This is a genomic window from Caldimonas hydrothermalis (genome assembly GCF_056746695.1).
Map to the genome: position 1 here is coordinate 492,456 of NZ_JBWQXA010000001.1, position 15,067 is coordinate 507,522.

Genomic DNA, 15,067 nt, shown 5'->3' on the forward strand with positions numbered 1-15,067 from the left:
GGCCCGCCCTCGGCGGGCCCCCAGCCGGGGCGGGGTGTGCCCGCCCCAGGAGATGCCCGTCGGTTCACTGGGGCATCACCACCGTGTCGATCACATGGATCACCCCATTGCTCGCGGTCACGTCCGTGGCCGTCACGCGGGCATTGTTCACCGTCACACCGCCGGTCGTACCGAGAGTCAGTTCCTGGCCCTGCACGGTCTTGACCTTGCCGGCCTTGACGTCCGCGGCCATGACTCTGCCGGGCACGACGTGGTAGGTCAGCACCGCGGTCAGCTTGGCCTTGTCGGCCAGCAGCGCATCGAGCTGGGCTTTGGGGATCTTCGCGAAGGCCTCGTCGGTGGGGGCGAACACCGTGAACGGCCCCGGGCCCTTGAGCGTCTCGACCAGGCCAGCGGCCTGCACGGCGGCCACCAGGGTCTTGAACGAGCCGGCCGCAATCGCGGTGTCGACGATGTCCTTGGCCCAGGCCGAGGCGCTCAGACCCAAGCCCAGGGCGGTGGCGATCAGCAGCTTCTTCATGGCAATACTCCTTGGAGGGATGAGGGTTGGAGATTCAGGGCGCCACCGGCGGCAGCAGCACGCGGTCGATGACATGGATCACCCCGTTGCTCGCCACCACGTCGGTGGCCACGAGGTTGGCGGTGCGCGAGCGGCCGTCGGTGATGAGAAGGTCGGTGCCCACGCGGAAGGTGTCGCCCTGGAGCGTCACCACATCGGCCGGCCCGCTGCTCACGAGGGCCGCCACCTCGGCCGCGCGCACCTCGTCGCCCACCACGTGATAGGTCAGGATGGCCGCCAGATCGGGCGAGGCCAGCAGCTCGTCCTTCGTGAGGTCGAGTTCGTCGAGGGCCGCCGTGAAGGCATCGTTCGTGGGAGCGAACACCGTGAAGGGCCCGGCGCCCGACAGCGTGTCCACCAGGCCGGCTTCCACCACGGCTTCCACCAGCACCGAGAAAGCCGGGTTGAGCTGGGCCATCTGCACGAGGTTCAGCACGCCGGGGGGCACCAACACCTTGTCGATGACGTGCACCACACCATTGCGGGCGTCGAGGTCGGCGGTGGTGACGGTGGCCGTGGTCCCGAGTTCGTCGGTGAGCCTCACGCCGCCGGTGAGGCTCAGGTCCAGCGCGGCGGGACTGCCTTCGAAGGTGTAGAGCGTGTTCAAAGAGCCGGCCGTCAGGGCGGTGGACGGGTTGTCCCCGGCCACCACGTGGTAGGTGAGGATCTTCACCAGGGCATCGGCCGGCAGGGCGTTCACCAGCGCCGCACCGTCGGCCAGGCCGATGGCGCGGGCCGCCGCGTCGAAGGCCGCATTGGTGGGCGCAAAGACGGTGAGCTGGGTGTCGCCCGAGAGTGTGCCCACCAAGTCGGCCTTGACCACCGCGGCCACCAGGGTGCTGAAATTCGCATCGCTCTGGGCGACCTCGACAATGCTGGGCGCCGCCGTGGTGTCCTCGTCATCGTCACCGCCTCCGCAGGCGGCAAGGAAGGCGACCGACGCGGCCGCCACCAGGTACTTGAGCCATCGAGTCATGGGGTTCTCCTGAAAGGAATCCAGAAACGCCCCTCCCGCCGGGTCCGAAGTCATCGGGCACACGCTTCGGTCGCCGAGCAGGAAATATAACTCGTCAGTTCATAATTTCAACTTCTTAGTTTGTCATACGACCGATCAGTTAAAGTTTGACGATCGGGTATGTCTCGTCGCCGGGAGGTCTACAATGCAGCCTATGGCCCGCATGTCGTTCAAGGAACAGGTGCTTCGCGCTCGCGAGGACGCCATCGTCTCGTCGGTCAACCGTCTGCTGGCGGAAAAGGGCTTCGAGGTGATGACGGTGGACGAGGTCGCCGCCGATGTGGGCATCGCCAAGGCGAGCCTGTACAAGCACTTCACCTCCAAGGAAGAACTGGCGGCCGCGGCGATGATCCGCGTGCTGCAACGGGCGCTGGACTTCACCGCGCCGCTGGATGCGGACGCGGGGCTTGCGCCCATCGACAAGCTGCGCGCCACCGCCCGCTGGACGATGGAGGTGCAACTGGCCGGCGAGATGCCTTCGCTGCCCTCGCAGAACTCCAGCCTGCGCCAAGCCCTGATCGCCCACCGTGGCTACATGGACCGGCTGATCGCGCTGAGCGACCGGCTGGGGGCCTGGATCGTCGCGGCGCAGGCCGATGGCCAGATCAACCCGGCCCTGCCGCCCGAGGTGGTGCTCTACACCCTGTTTGCGCGTGCCTGCGATCCGGTGCTGGGCTTCCTGAAGGCCGGCGGCCAGCACAGCGACGCGCAAATCATCGACTACCTGCTGTCGACCTGCTTCGACGGTCTGCGCGGACCGGCGCCGGCCAACGCCGCGGAGCACTGAACCCGGCCGGGCGCTGGGCCTCAGCGCACCAGCATCACCGGCGTCTTGCAATGGGCGATCACGTAGGTCGCCACCGAGCCCATCACGAGGTTGCCCAGCGTGCCGTGGCCGTGCGAGCCCATGACCACCAGGTCGAACTTGCCAGCGCCCGCCATCTTGGCGATGACCTCACCGGGATGGCCGACCTTGTGCAGGGTCTTGGCCTTCAGGCCCTGCTTGTCGAAGAAGGTGCGCACCGGCTTGAGCACCTTCTCGGCCTCGTCGGCGTAGTACTCGGCCAGCGTCTCCTTGTCGATCACCGCTGCCGCGCGCGGGGGCACGGCCGGCACGGCGGTCAGCACGGTGTAATCGTGCCCGCCGCCGAACAGTTCGTCGTGCGCAGCCAGATAGCCCAGCATGCGCTTGGTGTAGGCACTGCCGTCGACGGCAACGAGGATCTTCATCGAAACGCTCCTGAGAGGGAATGTTGCAAGCTTCTCATCACCGCGACGGGGCGGACTTGATGGGCATCAAGATCATACGCAGCTTGCCGTTGCCCCCCTGCTTCCCCCTTCTGAGGGATGGGGGCCTCACGACAGAGGCGGTACAGTGGCTGGGTGCTGTCACACGGGGCTGACACCAAGAAGTCGCCGCCGCCGCACAGGCGCCCTCGAGGTGTCGCACGGCGGGCCAGTATCACAGTCTCCCAACGACGTCCTTCACAGGACTTCCTCGCCCACCCTCGCGGTGGGCGTTTTTTTCGCCAAGCTCCGCCCGGGCCGCGGCCGGCCTTGGCGATGGTCAAGGCGCAAAGCCTGCGGCCAGGGTGTCGCGCAGGTAGGCCACCAGGGCCTGCACGGCGCGCGGCACCACCGGGCTGTAAGGACGGATCGCATAGAGCCGCTCGCCAAAGGCCCCCACCGGCCGCCAGCGCGGCAGCACGGCCACGAGGCGGCCACCGCGCAGCGCAGCCTGGGCGCTGAAGTCGGGCAGCACCGCCAGGCCCAACCCGCCCAGCACCGCCTCGCGCAGCACCTCGCTGTTGTTGGCCGCGAAGGCCCCCCGCACCGGCACAGTCACGCGCTGGCCGTCGGCCGATTCGAACGACCAGGTGGTCGTCTCGCCCGGGCGGGGATAGGCCAGGCAGTCGTGCGCGACCAGGTCCTGCGGATGAGCGGGTGTGCCGCGCCGGCGCAGGTAGGCCCGGCTGGCCACCAGCCAGGAGCGTGTCTCGCACAGGGTCCAGGCCACATGGGTGTCGGGGGGAGCGGCGGTGTGGCGCACCGCCAGGTCGAAGCCTTCCTGAGCCAGCGAGACCAGGCGGTCGGAGAGGTCCATCTCGATGCGCACCTGCGGATGGCGGCGCAGGAACTCGGGCAGCCGCGGCACGATCTGCTGGCGCCCCAGCGCCACCGGCGCACTCAGGCGCACCAGGCCGCGCGGGGCACCGGCCAGGTCGCGCACGTTGGCAAAGCCGCGCTCGATCTGCGCATAGGCCTCGCGCGTGGCATCCACGAGCTGCTGGCCCGCCTCGGTCAGGCGCACCGAGCGCGTGGTGCGCTGCACCAGCGGCACGCCGGCGGCCCGCTCGAGTTCGGCAATGCGCTGGCTCATCGCCGCCTTGGAGATGCCCAGGCGGCGCGCAGCCGCGGTGTAGCTGCCCTGCTCGGCCAGTTCGCCCAGGGCATGGACATGGCCCCACAGGGCCTCGATGCGCTCGCCCAGCATGATTGATCTCACGGTGTTGGTGGTGATTGTTCATGCTAATGAACAATGTGGTCAGCCGCCAGCGCTTGGAAGGCCCGCAGTGGCGGCCTAGACTGGGTGCATCGCCGACCCTTCAGGAGAACGACATGGGCGCCCCCGACCTGCAACTTTCCACCACCGTGGCCCACTGGATCGCCGGCCGTCTCACGCCCGGCACGAGCGGCCGCACCCAGAGCGTCTACCACCCGGCCTCGGGCACGGTGGCGCGCGAGGTGGTGCTGGCCGGCCCCGAGGACGTGAACGCCGCGGTGGCCGCAGCGCAGGCGGCCTTCCCCGGCTGGGCGGCCACCCCGCCGATCCGCCGTGCGCGCGTGCTGTTCAAGTTCCTCGAACTGCTCAACCAGCACCGCGACACGCTGGCCGCGATGATCACCGCCGAGCACGGCAAGGTGTTCACCGACGCGCAGGGCGAGGTCACGCGCGGCATCGAGATCGTCGAATTCGCCTGCGGCATCCCGCAACTGCTCAAGGGCGATTACACCGAGCAGGTGTCCACCGGCATCGACAACTGGACCATGCGCCAGCCCCTGGGCGTGGTGGCGGGCATCACGCCGTTCAACTTCCCCTGCATGGTGCCGTGCTGGATGTTCCCGGTGGCGATCGCCTGCGGCAACAGCTTCGTGCTCAAGCCCAGCGAGCGCGACCCCTCGCCCTCGCTCTTCATGGCCGAACTGCTCCGGCAGGCCGGTCTGCCCGACGGCGTGTTCAACGTGGTGCAAGGCGACAAGGTGGCGGTCGATGCGCTGCTGGCGCATCCGGACGTGAAGGCACTGAGCTTCGTGGGCTCCACGCCCATTGCGCAGTACATCTACGAGACATGCGCCCGCCACGGCAAGCGCGTGCAGGCGCTGGGCGGCGCCAAGAACCACATGGTGGTGATGCCCGACGCGGACCTCGACCAGGCGGTGGACGCCCTGATCGGCGCGGCTTACGGCTCGGCGGGCGAGCGCTGCATGGCGATTTCGGTGGCGGTGCTGGTCGGCGAGGTGGGCGACCGGATCGTGCCCCGGCTGGCCGAGCGCACGAAGCAACTCAAGATCAAGAACGGCATGGAGCTCGATGCCGAGATGGGCCCCATCGTCACGAAGCAGGCGCTCGAGCGCATCGAGGGTTACATCGCCCACGGCGTGCGCGAGGGCGCGCAGCTCGTGGTGGATGGCCGCGGCTACACGGTGAGTGGCCACGAAAACGGCTTCTGGCTGGGCGGCACGCTGTTCGACCGGGTGACCCCGCAGATGAAGATCTACCGCGAGGAGATCTTCGGCCCGGTGCTGTGCTGCGTGCGCGTGAAGGACTTCGCGCAGGCGGTGGCCCTGGTCAATGCCCATGAATACGGCAACGGTGTGGCCTGCTTCACCCGCGATGGCCATGTCGCCCGCGAGTTCGCCCAACGCATCGAGGTGGGCATGGTGGGCATCAACGTGCCGATCCCCGTGCCGATGGCCTGGCATGGCTTCGGGGGCTGGAAGCGCTCGCTCTTTGGCGACATGCATGCGTACGGCGAGGAGGGCGTGCGCTTCTACACCCGGCAGAAGTCGGTGATGCAGCGCTGGCCCGAGAGCACGCCCAAGGGGGCCGAATTCGTGATGCCCACGGCACGCTAAACCCGCCGGCTGGGCCTCGTGCACCTTTCTTCGGCGCTCAGCGACGAGCGCCCGGCAGGCTTGGGCGCAAGCGCGCTCAGCAAATGCTCGCGGAAGGCCAGCGCGATCGGCGACGACTGCTTGCCCCTGGGGGTGACCAAGTACCAACTGTTCGGGATCGGAAAACCCTGGACCGGCAGCTCCACCAGGTTGCCCGGTGCCATGTGGGTGAGCGCGTGCCGGCTCAGGATGGCCAGGCCCAGGCCCGAGAGCACGGCTTCCTTGATCGCTTCGTTGCTGGCGATCGTGAGCGTGCGGCCCAGCGTCCAGCCTTGCTGGGCCAGATGCCTTTCGATGGCATGGCGCGTGCCCGAACCGGGTTCGCGCATCAGCAGCCGCTCGCCAGCGAGATCCGTCCAGCGCAGCCGGCGACGGCGGGCCAGCGGGTGGTCCTGCGGGGCGATCACCACCAGCGGGTTGTCGGTGAGCCACTGCGCCTCGATGTCCAGTTCACGGGGCGGATGGCTGAACACGTAGAGGTCGTCGAGGTTGGCCTGCAAGCGCTGGCGGATGTCGGCCCGGTTGCCCACCTGCAACTCCACCTCCACCTGCGGATGCGCCTTGCAGAACGGGCCCAGCAAGGCCGGCACCAGGTACTTGGCCGTCGTGACCACGCCCAGCCGCAAGCGGCCGATGGACAGCCCGGCGCGCTGGGCCAGGCGCATCTCCAGCCGGTCGAGCACATCGAAGAGCTCGCGCGTGCTGGCCAGCAATTCCTCGCCCACGTCGGTGAGGTACAGGCGCTTGCCGATCTGCTCGAAAGGCTGCACGCCCAGAGCCTCTGAGAGCTTGGCCAGTTGCGTGGACACCGTGGGCTGGGCCAGGTGCAACGCGTGCGCCGCCTCGGTCACGCTCAGGCGCTCGGCCACCGTCTTGAAGATCTCCAGTTGCCGGAACGTGGTCTGGCGGGTGTGCAGGCGGGTCTTCATGGCAGGCTCTCGATCATTTAAGAACATCAATGTTGCACACAAAGATAATCTATTTTTAAAAATCTTTGAGTTCTCCAAAAATCCAGACGCTGCCCACCCGGCACAACGAACGGAGATCACGCCATGAGCCCATCCCTGCCCCTTGTCACCGTCGCACCTGGCGACGGCATCGGCCCGTCCTTGATGGAGGCCACCTTGCGCATCCTCGACGCCGCCGGTGCGCGTCTGGACATCCGCACGCTCGAACTGGGCGAACAGGTCTATCGCGCCGGCCACGCCTCGGGCATCGCCCCCGAATCCTGGGATGTCCTGCGTGAAAGCCGTGTGCTGCTCAAGGGCCCCATCACCACACCGCAGGGCGGGGGCTACAAGAGCCTGAACGTGAGCCTGCGCAAGGCGCTGGGCCTGTATGCCAACGTGCGGCCCTGCGTGGCTTATCACCCGGTGGTGCCCACCCGGCACCCCGGCATGGACGTGGTGATCGTGCGCGAGAACGAGGAAGACCTCTACGCCGGCATCGAGCACCGCCAGACCGACGAGGTCTATCAATGCCTCAAGCTGGTCACGCGTCCGGGCTGCGAGCGCATCGTGCGCTACGCCTTCGAGTACGCACGCCGCCACGGGCGGCGTCGCGTCACCTGCTTCATCAAGGACAACATCATGAAGATGACGGATGGGCTCTTCCACCGCGTCTTCGAGGAGATCGGCGCACAGTACCCCGAACTGCAACGCGACAGCCTCATCGTCGATATCGGTGCCGCGCGCCTGGCCGATGCGCCGCAGGACTTCGACGTCATCGTCACGCCCAACCTCTACGGCGACATCCTCTCGGACGTGGCCGCGCAGATCGCCGGCTCGGTCGGCATGGCCGGCTCGGCCAACATCGGCGAGCACTGCGCGATGTTCGAAGCCATCCATGGTTCGGCCCCCCAGCTGGCAGGTCGCGATGTGGCCAATCCCTCGGGCCTGCTCAATGCCGCCGTGCAGATGCTGCTGCATCTTGGCCAGGCCGAGGTGGCCGAGCGGGTGCACAACGCCTGGCTGCGCACACTGGAGGAGGGCCTGCACACGGCCGACATCCACCGCGAGGGCCACAGCCGCCGGCTGCTGGGCACGCAGGCGTTTGCGCAGGCGGTGGTCCAACGCCTGGGGCGCCAGCCCGAGATCCTGCGCCCGGTGCGCTTCGATGCGAACGGCCCGCTGCAACTGCCCGCCCCGGCGCGACGCGACCCGGCCCCCAAGCAACTCGTGGGCGTCGATGTGTTCCTGCAGTGGCGCGGGGCGGCACCCGAGCAGCTCGGCCAGGCGCTGCAGCGCTTCGGGCAGGGCTCGCTGGTGCTGCAGCTCATCACCAACCGCGGCGTGAAGGTCTGGCCGCACGGTCTGCCGCAAACCTTCTGTGTGGACCATTGGCGCTGCCGCTTCAAGGCCACGGACGACCAGGCCGACTTCGGCGAGGTCCTGGCCTTGCAGGCCCGGCTGCACGAAGCCGGCTATGAGGTCGTGAAGACCGAGAACCTCTACCACTTCGCCGGCGAGCCCGGCTATGCCGGGGTGCACGGCTGAATCGACGCCTGGCGGCGGTGTTCAGCGCCCCGCCTGCAGCATTGCCGCCATGCGCTCGTGGATCAGGTGGACGGCCTTCAACGGGCGCAGCATGACCTTGAAGTCGCTGATCTGCCCGGCCTCGTTCCAGCGCAGGATGTCCACGCCATTGATGGCGATGCCGTCCAGTTCGAGTTCGAACTCCAGCATCGCCTCCGATGGGCCGACGATTTCGCGCACGTAGCGGAAGCTCGGGTGGGAGAACACCCGGAAGGCCGCCGCAAGGTAAGCCGCCGTCAGCCCGCGCCCGCGCTGCGGGGTATGCACCACGGGCGAGTGAAAGACGGCATCCTCGGCCAGCAGCGCCGGCAGGCCCGAGGCGTCCTGCTCGCGGACGAGCCGGTGCCAGGTGTCGAGAGGGTGTGGGGACATGCTCTGCTCCGTATCAGCCACCAGCGCGCTTGCCGCCCCACCGGGGGCCCGAGGCGGGCGTCTCGACGCCGTGCAGGGGGCATGGTGAAAGTATGCCGCGGCCCGCCGACCTCAGCCCCGCACGCCGCCTCCCAAGCCCGGCCTGCTTCATCGCGCCTCACGCCCCCACCAGCCCTCCGTCCCGGCGCCTCACCGCCACGGTGGCCGAGCGGGGCCGGCCGCCGTCGGGCCAGCGGGAGTGTTTCGTGGGCTCGGCCGGGTCGGTCCGGTCGTTCTCGGGCTCGCCCGGGTGTTGGATGTTGACGAACATCGTGGTGCCGTCGGGCGTCATGGTGGCACCGGTGATCTCGGCGCCGCGCGGGCCGGTGAGGAAGCGGCGCACTTCGCCGGTGGCGGGGTCGCAGGCGAGCATCTGGTTGTGGCCGAGCCGCGCGAATTCGCCGCGACCCATCACGCTGGCGCTCATGTCGGTCTGGATCCACAGCACGCCGCGGGCATCGACCCACAGGCCGTCGGGGTTGGCGAAGGCGTCGCCGCGGAGATTGCCTTGCGCTTCGGCCCGCGCATTCGCCGGGTCGCCGGCCAGGAGGAAGACGTCCCAGGTGAAGGTCTCGCCGTCGAAGTCACCCTCCTCGCGCCAGCGGATGATGTGGCCCATGCTGTTGCGTGCACGCGGGTGCGCGGCGTCCACGCCGGGGTGACCCTCGGTACCGCGGCGGGTGTTGTTGGTGAGCGAGCAGAAGACCTCGCGCGTGGCGGGGTTCACCGCCACCCATTCGGGACGGTCCATCGGCGTGGCCTGCAAAGCGTCGCTGGCCTGGCGCGCCTGGATGAGCACCTGACCCTGGTCGGCGAAGCCATGAGCCGGCGTCAAGGGTGCGCGGCCATGCACCAAGGGCAGCCAGCGGCCCCGGCCATCGGCATCGAAGCGGGCGACGTAGAGGATGCCGTGGTCGAGCAGTTCGGCATTGGCCTTGGCGCCACCGGGACGGATCGCGTCGCGCGAGACGAACTTGTAGAGGTATTCGAAGCGGGCGTCCTCGCCGCTGTAGACGACGGCACGGCCGTCGCGGGTGACCGCCACGGTGGCACCTTCGTGTGCGGCGCGGCCCAAGGCCGTGCGCTTGACCGGGGTGGACTGCGGGTCGAAGGGGTCCACCTCGACGATCCAGCCGAAGCGGTTCGGTTCGTGGGGGTGGCGCGCGGCATCGAAGCGTTCGTCGAACTCATGCCAGCGGTAGCCCCAATTGGCACCCAGGCCCCAGCGGCGCTGGTGGGCATCGAGCCGTTCTGGTGCGGCGAAGTAACCGATGAAGTTCTCTTCGCCGCTGAGATAGGTGCCCCAGGGCGTGAGGCCGGCGGCGCAGTTGTTCAGGGTGCCCCGCACGGTGAGGCCGGCCGGGTCGGCCGCGGTGCGCATCATCGGGTGGCCGGCGGCCGGGCCGCGCAGCGTGAAGGGCGAGAACACCGTGAGGCGGCGCGCATACCGTGAGGGGCGCATCAGTTGCCATCGGCCATCACGCATTGCCACCTCCACCACCGAGATGCCGTGCGCGGCCTGGCTCTTGCGCACCTTCTCGGCTGACCAGTTCGCCATGCCGTCGGGATGCAGCAGGCCTTCATCGGTGTATTCGTGGTTCATCACCAGCAGACCCCGGTCGCTGCGGCCGTCGAGCGGGAAGAAGTGCAGGCCGTCGTGGTGCATGCCCAGTTGTGCGGCCTGGTCGTCGGCGCTGTGGCTCGCATCAGGCCGCCAAGGGGGCATGTTCCCCACCAGGCCCACCGGCTCGCCCCACCGTGCGATCACCTGGGCCACGTAGCCCTCGGGCACCACCACGGCATCGGCGGTGGAGGGCGGCACGCCCCGAAAGCCCAACAGCGGCGATGACGACACCGCCGAAGCCGGCGCGAGGCCCAGAGAGACCAAGGCCGCCACCGTACTGCCTTGCAGCACACGACGCCGCGAAAGATCGCACAACGAACGCAGGTCCGCACGCTCGCTGCGGTTCGACCACTCCATCCGTTCGTAGTCCTTGGGCATGGTGATGAGGCTTGCTGAATATGTCCTGAAGAAGTGCACGGCCGTCCGAAAACCTAGGGTGGACCCTGGGATTGTCTCGTGCGTGACTGACCCTGATGTGCGGCCTGCCTACCTTGCGAACCCAGTATCAGAAGGAGACAGCGGATGAAGCTTTTCCGCCTCGACAACAAGGTGGCCATTGTGACCGGCTCCAGCCGCGGCATTGGCCGATCCATCGCCGAAAACCTCGCGCGCAGTGGGGCCCGCGTAGTGATCTCCAGCCGCAAGGCCGACGCCTGCGAAGCCGTGGCCCAGGCCATCCGCGACGACGGCGGCCAGGCCCTCGCGATCCCGGCCAACATCTCGTCCAGGGACCAGCTCGAAGCCCTGGTGAGACGCACCCGCGAGCACTGGGGACCGATCGACATCCTCGTGTGCAATGCCGCGAGCAACCCCTACTACGGCCCCAGCACCGGCATGAGCGATGAGGTCTTCGACAAGATCATGCACAACAACGTGCTGAGCAATCATTGGCTGTGTCAGATGGTGCGCGAGGACATGGCCGCCAGGAAGGACGGCGCCATCGTCATCGTCTCGTCGATCGGCGGGCTGCACGGCTCGGCAACCATCGGCGCCTACAACATCTCCAAGGCGGCCGACATGCAGTTGGCGCGCAACCTGGCCGTCGAGTGGGGGCCGGACAACATCCGCGTCAACTGCATCGCCCCTGGCGTGATCCGCACCGACTTCGCCAAGGCCTTGGTGGACGACCCGCGCGTGCGCGCGCTGATCGAAAGCCAGTTGCCGCTGCGCCGCTTCGGCGAGCCTGATGACATCGGCGGCATCGCGGTGATGCTGGCCTCGGCCGCCGGCCGCTACATCACCGGCCAGACGATCGTGGCCGATGGCGGCTACATGATCCGCTGAGCCTGTGCCGTTGCCTCTCACACGGAGTTTCGCCTTGGACTTGTTCTTCCAACAAGTGCTCAACGGGCTCACGCTCGGCGGCATCTACAGCCTCGTGGCCTTGGGTCTCACACTCGTCTACGGCATCTTGCACGTGCCCAATTTCGCGCATGGCGCCTTCTACATGGCCGGCGCCTACGCGGCCTTTTGGCTCATCACCGCCCAGGGCTTCAACTACTGGGTGGGCATGGCGGGGGCCGCAGTGGCCGTGGCGCTCATTGCCGTGCTGGCCGAGCGGCTGGTGTTCCACCCGCTGCGCGATGCGCCGGGGCTGCACCACATGATCGCGGCCATCGGCCTGCTGCTCTTCCTCGAAGCCGGCGCCCAGGCGGTATGGGGGGCCGACTTCCACCGCCTGCCCACGCCCTACACCGGCATCGTCGAGATCGGCGGTGCCACCGCGCCGGTGCAGCGGCTGATGATCGTGGGGGCGGCTTTTGCGCTGATGGTGGCGTTGCACCTCTTCCTGAAAAAGACGGTGATGGGCTCGACCATCATCGCGATGGCACAGAACCGCCAGGGCGCGGCGCTGGTGGGCATCGACCCCAATCGCGTGGCGATGCTGACGTTCGCCATCTCGGGCGTGCTCGCTGCAGTGGCCGCCACGCTGTATGCGCCCATCAACCTCATCTACCCCGCGATGGGCCACCTGGTCATCACCAAGGCCTTCGTGATCATCATCCTGGGCGGCATGGGCAGCGTGCCCGGCGCGATCGTGGGCGGGCTGATCATCGGCTTCGCCGAGAGCTTCGGCGCCTTCTACATCTCGCCCGACTACAAGGACATCATCGCCTTTGCGCTGCTGGTCGTGATCCTGTCGTTCCGCCCCGAGGGCCTGTTCACCAAGGGAGTGCGCTGATATGGACCGCGTCTTCGACCTTCTGCATGGCAAGTTCGGCTGGAGTCTGCTGCTGGCCGCCGGCATCGCTTTCCCCTTCGTGGCGGGCAACGACTACCACCTCACGGTGATGTCCACCGCCTACATCTTTGCGCTGGCCACCGTGGGGCTGAACCTCATCACCGGCTACACGGGCCAGTTCAACCTCGCGCACGCGGGCTTCATGGCGGTGGGCGCCTACACGGTGGGCATCCTCACGGTGGACCACGGCGTGCCCTTCTGGGTGGCGTTTGCGCTGTCGGGCGGGGTGGCCGCGGTGCTGGGCTTGTTCATCGGCATCGTCTCGCTGCGGCTCAAGGGCCACTACTTCTCGATCTTCACGCTGTGCGTGGGTTACATCATGTACCTGGTGATCGAGAAGTGGGAAAGCCTCACCCACGGGACCGTGGGCATCATCGGCATCCCCTCGCCCTCGCCCATCGGCCCGTTGCAGTTCGAGTCGCCGCGCGAGCTGTACTACCTGGTGCTGTTCTTTCTGGCGGTGGGCATGTGGGCCATGCACCGCATCGTCAACTCGCTGATGGGCCGCAGCTTCGTGGCCGTGCGCAACAGCGAGGACCTGGCCGAGGCGCTGGGCATCAACCTGATGCGCACCAAGGTGACGGCCTTCGTGCTGTCGGTGGTCTATGCCGGCCTGGCCGGCGGCCTGTACGCCGGCTTCGTGCGCTTCCTGGGCCCCAGCGTGGCCGGCGTGGAGCACACCTTCGACATGACGATGTACATGCTCATCGGCGGTATCGGCACGATGTTCGGCCCGCTGCTGGGGGCACTGGCCATGCCCTGGCTCACGCAGTACCTGCAGTTCCTGCAGGAGTACCGTTTCGTGGTGTTCGGTCCGCTGCTCATCGTGCTGGTCATCTTCCTCCCGCACGGCCTGGTGGGCAGCTTGCTGCAGTGGCGCGCGCGGCGCCTGTCGCGGCGTGCGGCGGCCGCCTCACACGCGGCCGGCCAGCGGGCCACCGGCACCTTGTCCACCCAGGAGGGCGGCCATGCTTGAGATCCAGCAACTGACCAAACGCTTCGGCGGCCTGGCGGCCGTGCGCGAGGTGAGCACCACCATCGAGGCCGGCAAGATCAACGCGATCATCGGCCCCAACGGCGCGGGCAAGACCACCTTCTTCAACCTGATCAGCGGAGCGCTGGCACCCACCAGCGGGCGCATCGTCTACGAAGGCCGCGACGTGGCCGGCCTGCGCGCCGACCAGATGGCCGCGCTGGGTGTGGCGCGCACCTTCCAGACCACCGCGCTCTTCGACCGCGCCACGGTGCTGGACAACCTCATCGTGGGCCACCGCCTGCGCACGCGCTCGGGCCTGTGGGACGTGCTGGCGCGCACGCGCCGCCTGCACGAAGAGGAAAAGCGCTGCCGCCGCAAGGCCGAGGAGGTCTTGGAGTTCGTGGGGTTGGCCCACGCCGCCCACCGCATGGCCGGCGACATCTCGCAGGAAGAGCGCAAGCGCGTGGCCTTTGCGCTGGCGCTGGCCACCGAACCCAAGGTGGTGCTGCTCGACGAACCCGCCGGCGGCGTGAACCCCGAAGAGACCGTGGGCCTGGCCGCACTGATCCGCAAGATGCGCGACAGCGGCCTGACCGTGTGCCTGATCGAACACAAGATGGACATGATCATGAGCCTGGCTGACAAGATCATGGTGCTGAACTACGGCGAGAAGATCGCCGAGGGCAGCCCGGCCGAGATCCGCAGCAACCCTCAGGTGATCGAGGCCTACCTGGGCAGCGACGGCGCCCACGACATCAAGGAGGCCGCCGATGCTGCAGCTTGAGAAGGTGAGCCTGCAGTACGGCTCGTTCCGCGCCCTGCACGAGGTGTCGCTGCACGCGGACGACGGCGAGTTGGTGGTGCTGCTGGGTGCCAACGGCGCGGGCAAGAGCTCGATCTTCCTCACTGCCAGCGGACTGCTCAGGGCGGCCGGCGGACGCATCCGCCTGCGTGGCCAGGAGGTGACGGGAGCCAAGCCGGCCCGCCTGGTCGAGCAGGGCCTGGTGCTGTGCCCGGAGGGCCGCAAGCTCTTTCCCGGCATGTCGGTGCTGAAGAACCTGATGCTGGGCGCCTACGTGCACCGGCGCGACCGCCAGGGCAATGCCAGGCGGCTCGAAGAGGTCTTCGAGATGTTCCCCATCCTGCGCGAGAAGAAGGACGACGCGGCCGGCTCGCTGTCGGGCGGGCAGCAGCAGATGGTGGCCATCGGCCGCGCGCTGATGGGCCGGCCCAAGGCCTTGCTGCTCGACGAGCCCTCGCTGGGCCTGGCGCCGCTGGTGGTCAAGCAGGTGCTGGAGGTGATCCAGCGCATCAACCGCGCCGGCACCACCGTGCTGCTGGCCGAGCAAAACGCCTATGCGGCGCTGCAGATCGCCCACCGTGCCTACGTGCTCGAAGGCGGGCGCATCGTGATGGAAGGCCGCCGCGACGAGCTGCTCAACAACGACACGGTGCGTCGGGCCTACATCGGGGCCTGATCGCGAGGCGGTTTCCTTTTCTTTCTTTGGTTCCACCACACGCCGGCCCTGT

The 15,067-nt window shown here is 68.1% G+C and carries 15 protein-coding genes; 8 read left to right on the forward strand and 7 right to left on the reverse strand.

Annotated elements, in window-relative coordinates; translation table 11 throughout:
• Positions 1-64: 64 nt before the first annotated feature.
• Both AC1ECW_RS02415 and AC1ECW_RS02420 read right to left on the reverse strand, forming a co-directional pair.
• Complete coding sequence (locus AC1ECW_RS02415; RefSeq protein ID WP_409705084.1) at positions 65-520, reverse strand: fasciclin domain-containing protein; 456 nt, start codon at positions 518-520, stop codon at positions 65-67.
• Between the two features lie 34 nt (positions 521-554).
• Positions 555-1,535, reverse strand: a complete 981-nt coding sequence (locus AC1ECW_RS02420; protein ID WP_409705081.1) for a fasciclin domain-containing protein — start codon at positions 1,533-1,535, stop codon at positions 555-557.
• A 193-nt stretch (positions 1,536-1,728) separates the two neighbouring features.
• Here AC1ECW_RS02420 and AC1ECW_RS02425 point away from each other — a divergent pair, with 193 nt between their 5' ends.
• On the forward strand, positions 1,729-2,361 hold the full coding sequence (locus AC1ECW_RS02425; RefSeq protein ID WP_409705078.1) for a TetR/AcrR family transcriptional regulator: 633 nt from the start codon (positions 1,729-1,731) through the stop codon (positions 2,359-2,361).
• Positions 2,362-2,381: 20 nt separating this feature from the next.
• On the opposite strand, the gene AC1ECW_RS02430 is transcribed toward AC1ECW_RS02425, so the two are convergent.
• Positions 2,382-2,804, reverse strand: coding sequence for a universal stress protein (locus AC1ECW_RS02430; protein ID WP_409705075.1), 423 nt, complete (start codon positions 2,802-2,804; stop codon positions 2,382-2,384).
• Positions 2,805-3,141: 337 nt separating this feature from the next.
• Positions 3,142-4,068 (reverse strand): LysR family transcriptional regulator, encoded by a 927-nt coding sequence (locus AC1ECW_RS02435; RefSeq protein ID WP_409705096.1) that lies wholly within the window; start codon positions 4,066-4,068, stop codon positions 3,142-3,144.
• A gap of 125 nt (positions 4,069-4,193) precedes the next feature.
• Here AC1ECW_RS02435 and AC1ECW_RS02440 point away from each other — a divergent pair, with 125 nt between their 5' ends.
• Entirely contained in the window at positions 4,194-5,711 is a 1,518-nt protein-coding gene (locus AC1ECW_RS02440) for a CoA-acylating methylmalonate-semialdehyde dehydrogenase (RefSeq protein ID WP_481201102.1), read from the forward strand.
• On the opposite strand, the gene AC1ECW_RS02445 is transcribed toward AC1ECW_RS02440, so the two are convergent.
• Positions 5,708-6,679, reverse strand: coding sequence for a LysR family transcriptional regulator (locus AC1ECW_RS02445; RefSeq protein ID WP_481201103.1), 972 nt, complete (start codon positions 6,677-6,679; stop codon positions 5,708-5,710). The genes AC1ECW_RS02440 and AC1ECW_RS02445 overlap by 4 nt on opposite strands.
• 123 nt (positions 6,680-6,802) lie before the next feature.
• Between AC1ECW_RS02445 and AC1ECW_RS02450 the strand changes: the two genes are divergently transcribed.
• A complete protein-coding gene (locus AC1ECW_RS02450) occupies positions 6,803-8,245 on the forward strand; it encodes an NADP-dependent isocitrate dehydrogenase (protein WP_481201104.1) in 1,443 nt (480 codons plus the stop codon).
• Positions 8,246-8,266: 21 nt separating this feature from the next.
• Here AC1ECW_RS02450 and AC1ECW_RS02455 read toward each other — a convergent pair whose 3' ends face one another.
• Positions 8,267-8,656: a nuclear transport factor 2 family protein gene (locus AC1ECW_RS02455; protein WP_409705064.1), complete on the reverse strand. Its 390-nt coding sequence runs from the start codon at positions 8,654-8,656 to the stop codon at positions 8,267-8,269.
• Between the two features lie 157 nt (positions 8,657-8,813).
• Positions 8,814-10,697: a PhoX family protein gene (locus AC1ECW_RS02460; protein WP_481201105.1), complete on the reverse strand. Its 1,884-nt coding sequence runs from the start codon at positions 10,695-10,697 to the stop codon at positions 8,814-8,816.
• A gap of 144 nt (positions 10,698-10,841) precedes the next feature.
• Here AC1ECW_RS02460 and AC1ECW_RS02465 point away from each other — a divergent pair, with 144 nt between their 5' ends.
• The 5 genes from AC1ECW_RS02465 to AC1ECW_RS02485 are packed head-to-tail and all read left to right on the forward strand — an operon-like array spanning position 10,842 to position 15,015.
• Positions 10,842-11,603: an SDR family NAD(P)-dependent oxidoreductase gene (locus AC1ECW_RS02465; protein WP_409705058.1), complete on the forward strand. Its 762-nt coding sequence runs from the start codon at positions 10,842-10,844 to the stop codon at positions 11,601-11,603.
• A 34-nt stretch (positions 11,604-11,637) separates the two neighbouring features.
• Complete coding sequence (locus AC1ECW_RS02470) at positions 11,638-12,501, forward strand: branched-chain amino acid ABC transporter permease (RefSeq protein ID WP_409663898.1); 864 nt, start codon at positions 11,638-11,640, stop codon at positions 12,499-12,501.
• Between the two features lies 1 nt (position 12,502).
• Positions 12,503-13,537: a branched-chain amino acid ABC transporter permease gene (locus AC1ECW_RS02475; RefSeq protein ID WP_409663901.1), complete on the forward strand. Its 1,035-nt coding sequence runs from the start codon at positions 12,503-12,505 to the stop codon at positions 13,535-13,537.
• Complete coding sequence (locus AC1ECW_RS02480; RefSeq protein WP_481201106.1) at positions 13,530-14,321, forward strand: ABC transporter ATP-binding protein; 792 nt, start codon at positions 13,530-13,532, stop codon at positions 14,319-14,321. The genes AC1ECW_RS02475 and AC1ECW_RS02480 overlap by 8 nt, the downstream gene beginning before the upstream one ends.
• Positions 14,308-15,015, forward strand: a complete 708-nt coding sequence (locus AC1ECW_RS02485) for an ABC transporter ATP-binding protein (RefSeq protein ID WP_409705048.1) — start codon at positions 14,308-14,310, stop codon at positions 15,013-15,015. The genes AC1ECW_RS02480 and AC1ECW_RS02485 overlap by 14 nt, the downstream gene beginning before the upstream one ends.
• Positions 15,016-15,067: the final 52 nt, after the last annotated feature.

Excerpts from the sequence above, each read along its gene's own strand:
- AC1ECW_RS02415 (WP_409705084.1), bottom strand. The coding sequence starts at position 520 with ATGAAGAAGCTGCTGATCGCCACCGCCCTGGGCTTGGGTCTGAGCGCC.
- AC1ECW_RS02420 (WP_409705081.1), bottom strand. The coding sequence starts at position 1,535 with ATGACTCGATGGCTCAAGTACCTGGTGGCGGCCGCGTCGGTCGCCTTC.
- AC1ECW_RS02425 (WP_409705078.1), top strand. The coding sequence starts at position 1,729 with ATGGCCCGCATGTCGTTCAAGGAACAGGTGCTTCGCGCTCGCGAGGAC.
- AC1ECW_RS02430 (WP_409705075.1), bottom strand. The coding sequence starts at position 2,804 with ATGAAGATCCTCGTTGCCGTCGACGGCAGTGCCTACACCAAGCGCATG.
- AC1ECW_RS02435 (WP_409705096.1), bottom strand. The coding sequence starts at position 4,068 with ATGCTGGGCGAGCGCATCGAGGCCCTGTGGGGCCATGTCCATGCCCTG.
- AC1ECW_RS02440 (WP_481201102.1), top strand. The coding sequence starts at position 4,194 with ATGGGCGCCCCCGACCTGCAACTTTCCACCACCGTGGCCCACTGGATC.
- AC1ECW_RS02445 (WP_481201103.1), bottom strand. The coding sequence starts at position 6,679 with ATGAAGACCCGCCTGCACACCCGCCAGACCACGTTCCGGCAACTGGAG.
- AC1ECW_RS02450 (WP_481201104.1), top strand. The coding sequence starts at position 6,803 with ATGAGCCCATCCCTGCCCCTTGTCACCGTCGCACCTGGCGACGGCATC.
- AC1ECW_RS02455 (WP_409705064.1), bottom strand. The coding sequence starts at position 8,656 with ATGTCCCCACACCCTCTCGACACCTGGCACCGGCTCGTCCGCGAGCAG.
- AC1ECW_RS02460 (WP_481201105.1), bottom strand. The coding sequence starts at position 10,697 with ATGCCCAAGGACTACGAACGGATGGAGTGGTCGAACCGCAGCGAGCGT.
- AC1ECW_RS02465 (WP_409705058.1), top strand. The coding sequence starts at position 10,842 with ATGAAGCTTTTCCGCCTCGACAACAAGGTGGCCATTGTGACCGGCTCC.
- AC1ECW_RS02475 (WP_409663901.1), top strand. The coding sequence starts at position 12,503 with ATGGACCGCGTCTTCGACCTTCTGCATGGCAAGTTCGGCTGGAGTCTG.
- AC1ECW_RS02480 (WP_481201106.1), top strand. The coding sequence starts at position 13,530 with ATGCTTGAGATCCAGCAACTGACCAAACGCTTCGGCGGCCTGGCGGCC.
- AC1ECW_RS02485 (WP_409705048.1), top strand. The coding sequence starts at position 14,308 with ATGCTGCAGCTTGAGAAGGTGAGCCTGCAGTACGGCTCGTTCCGCGCC.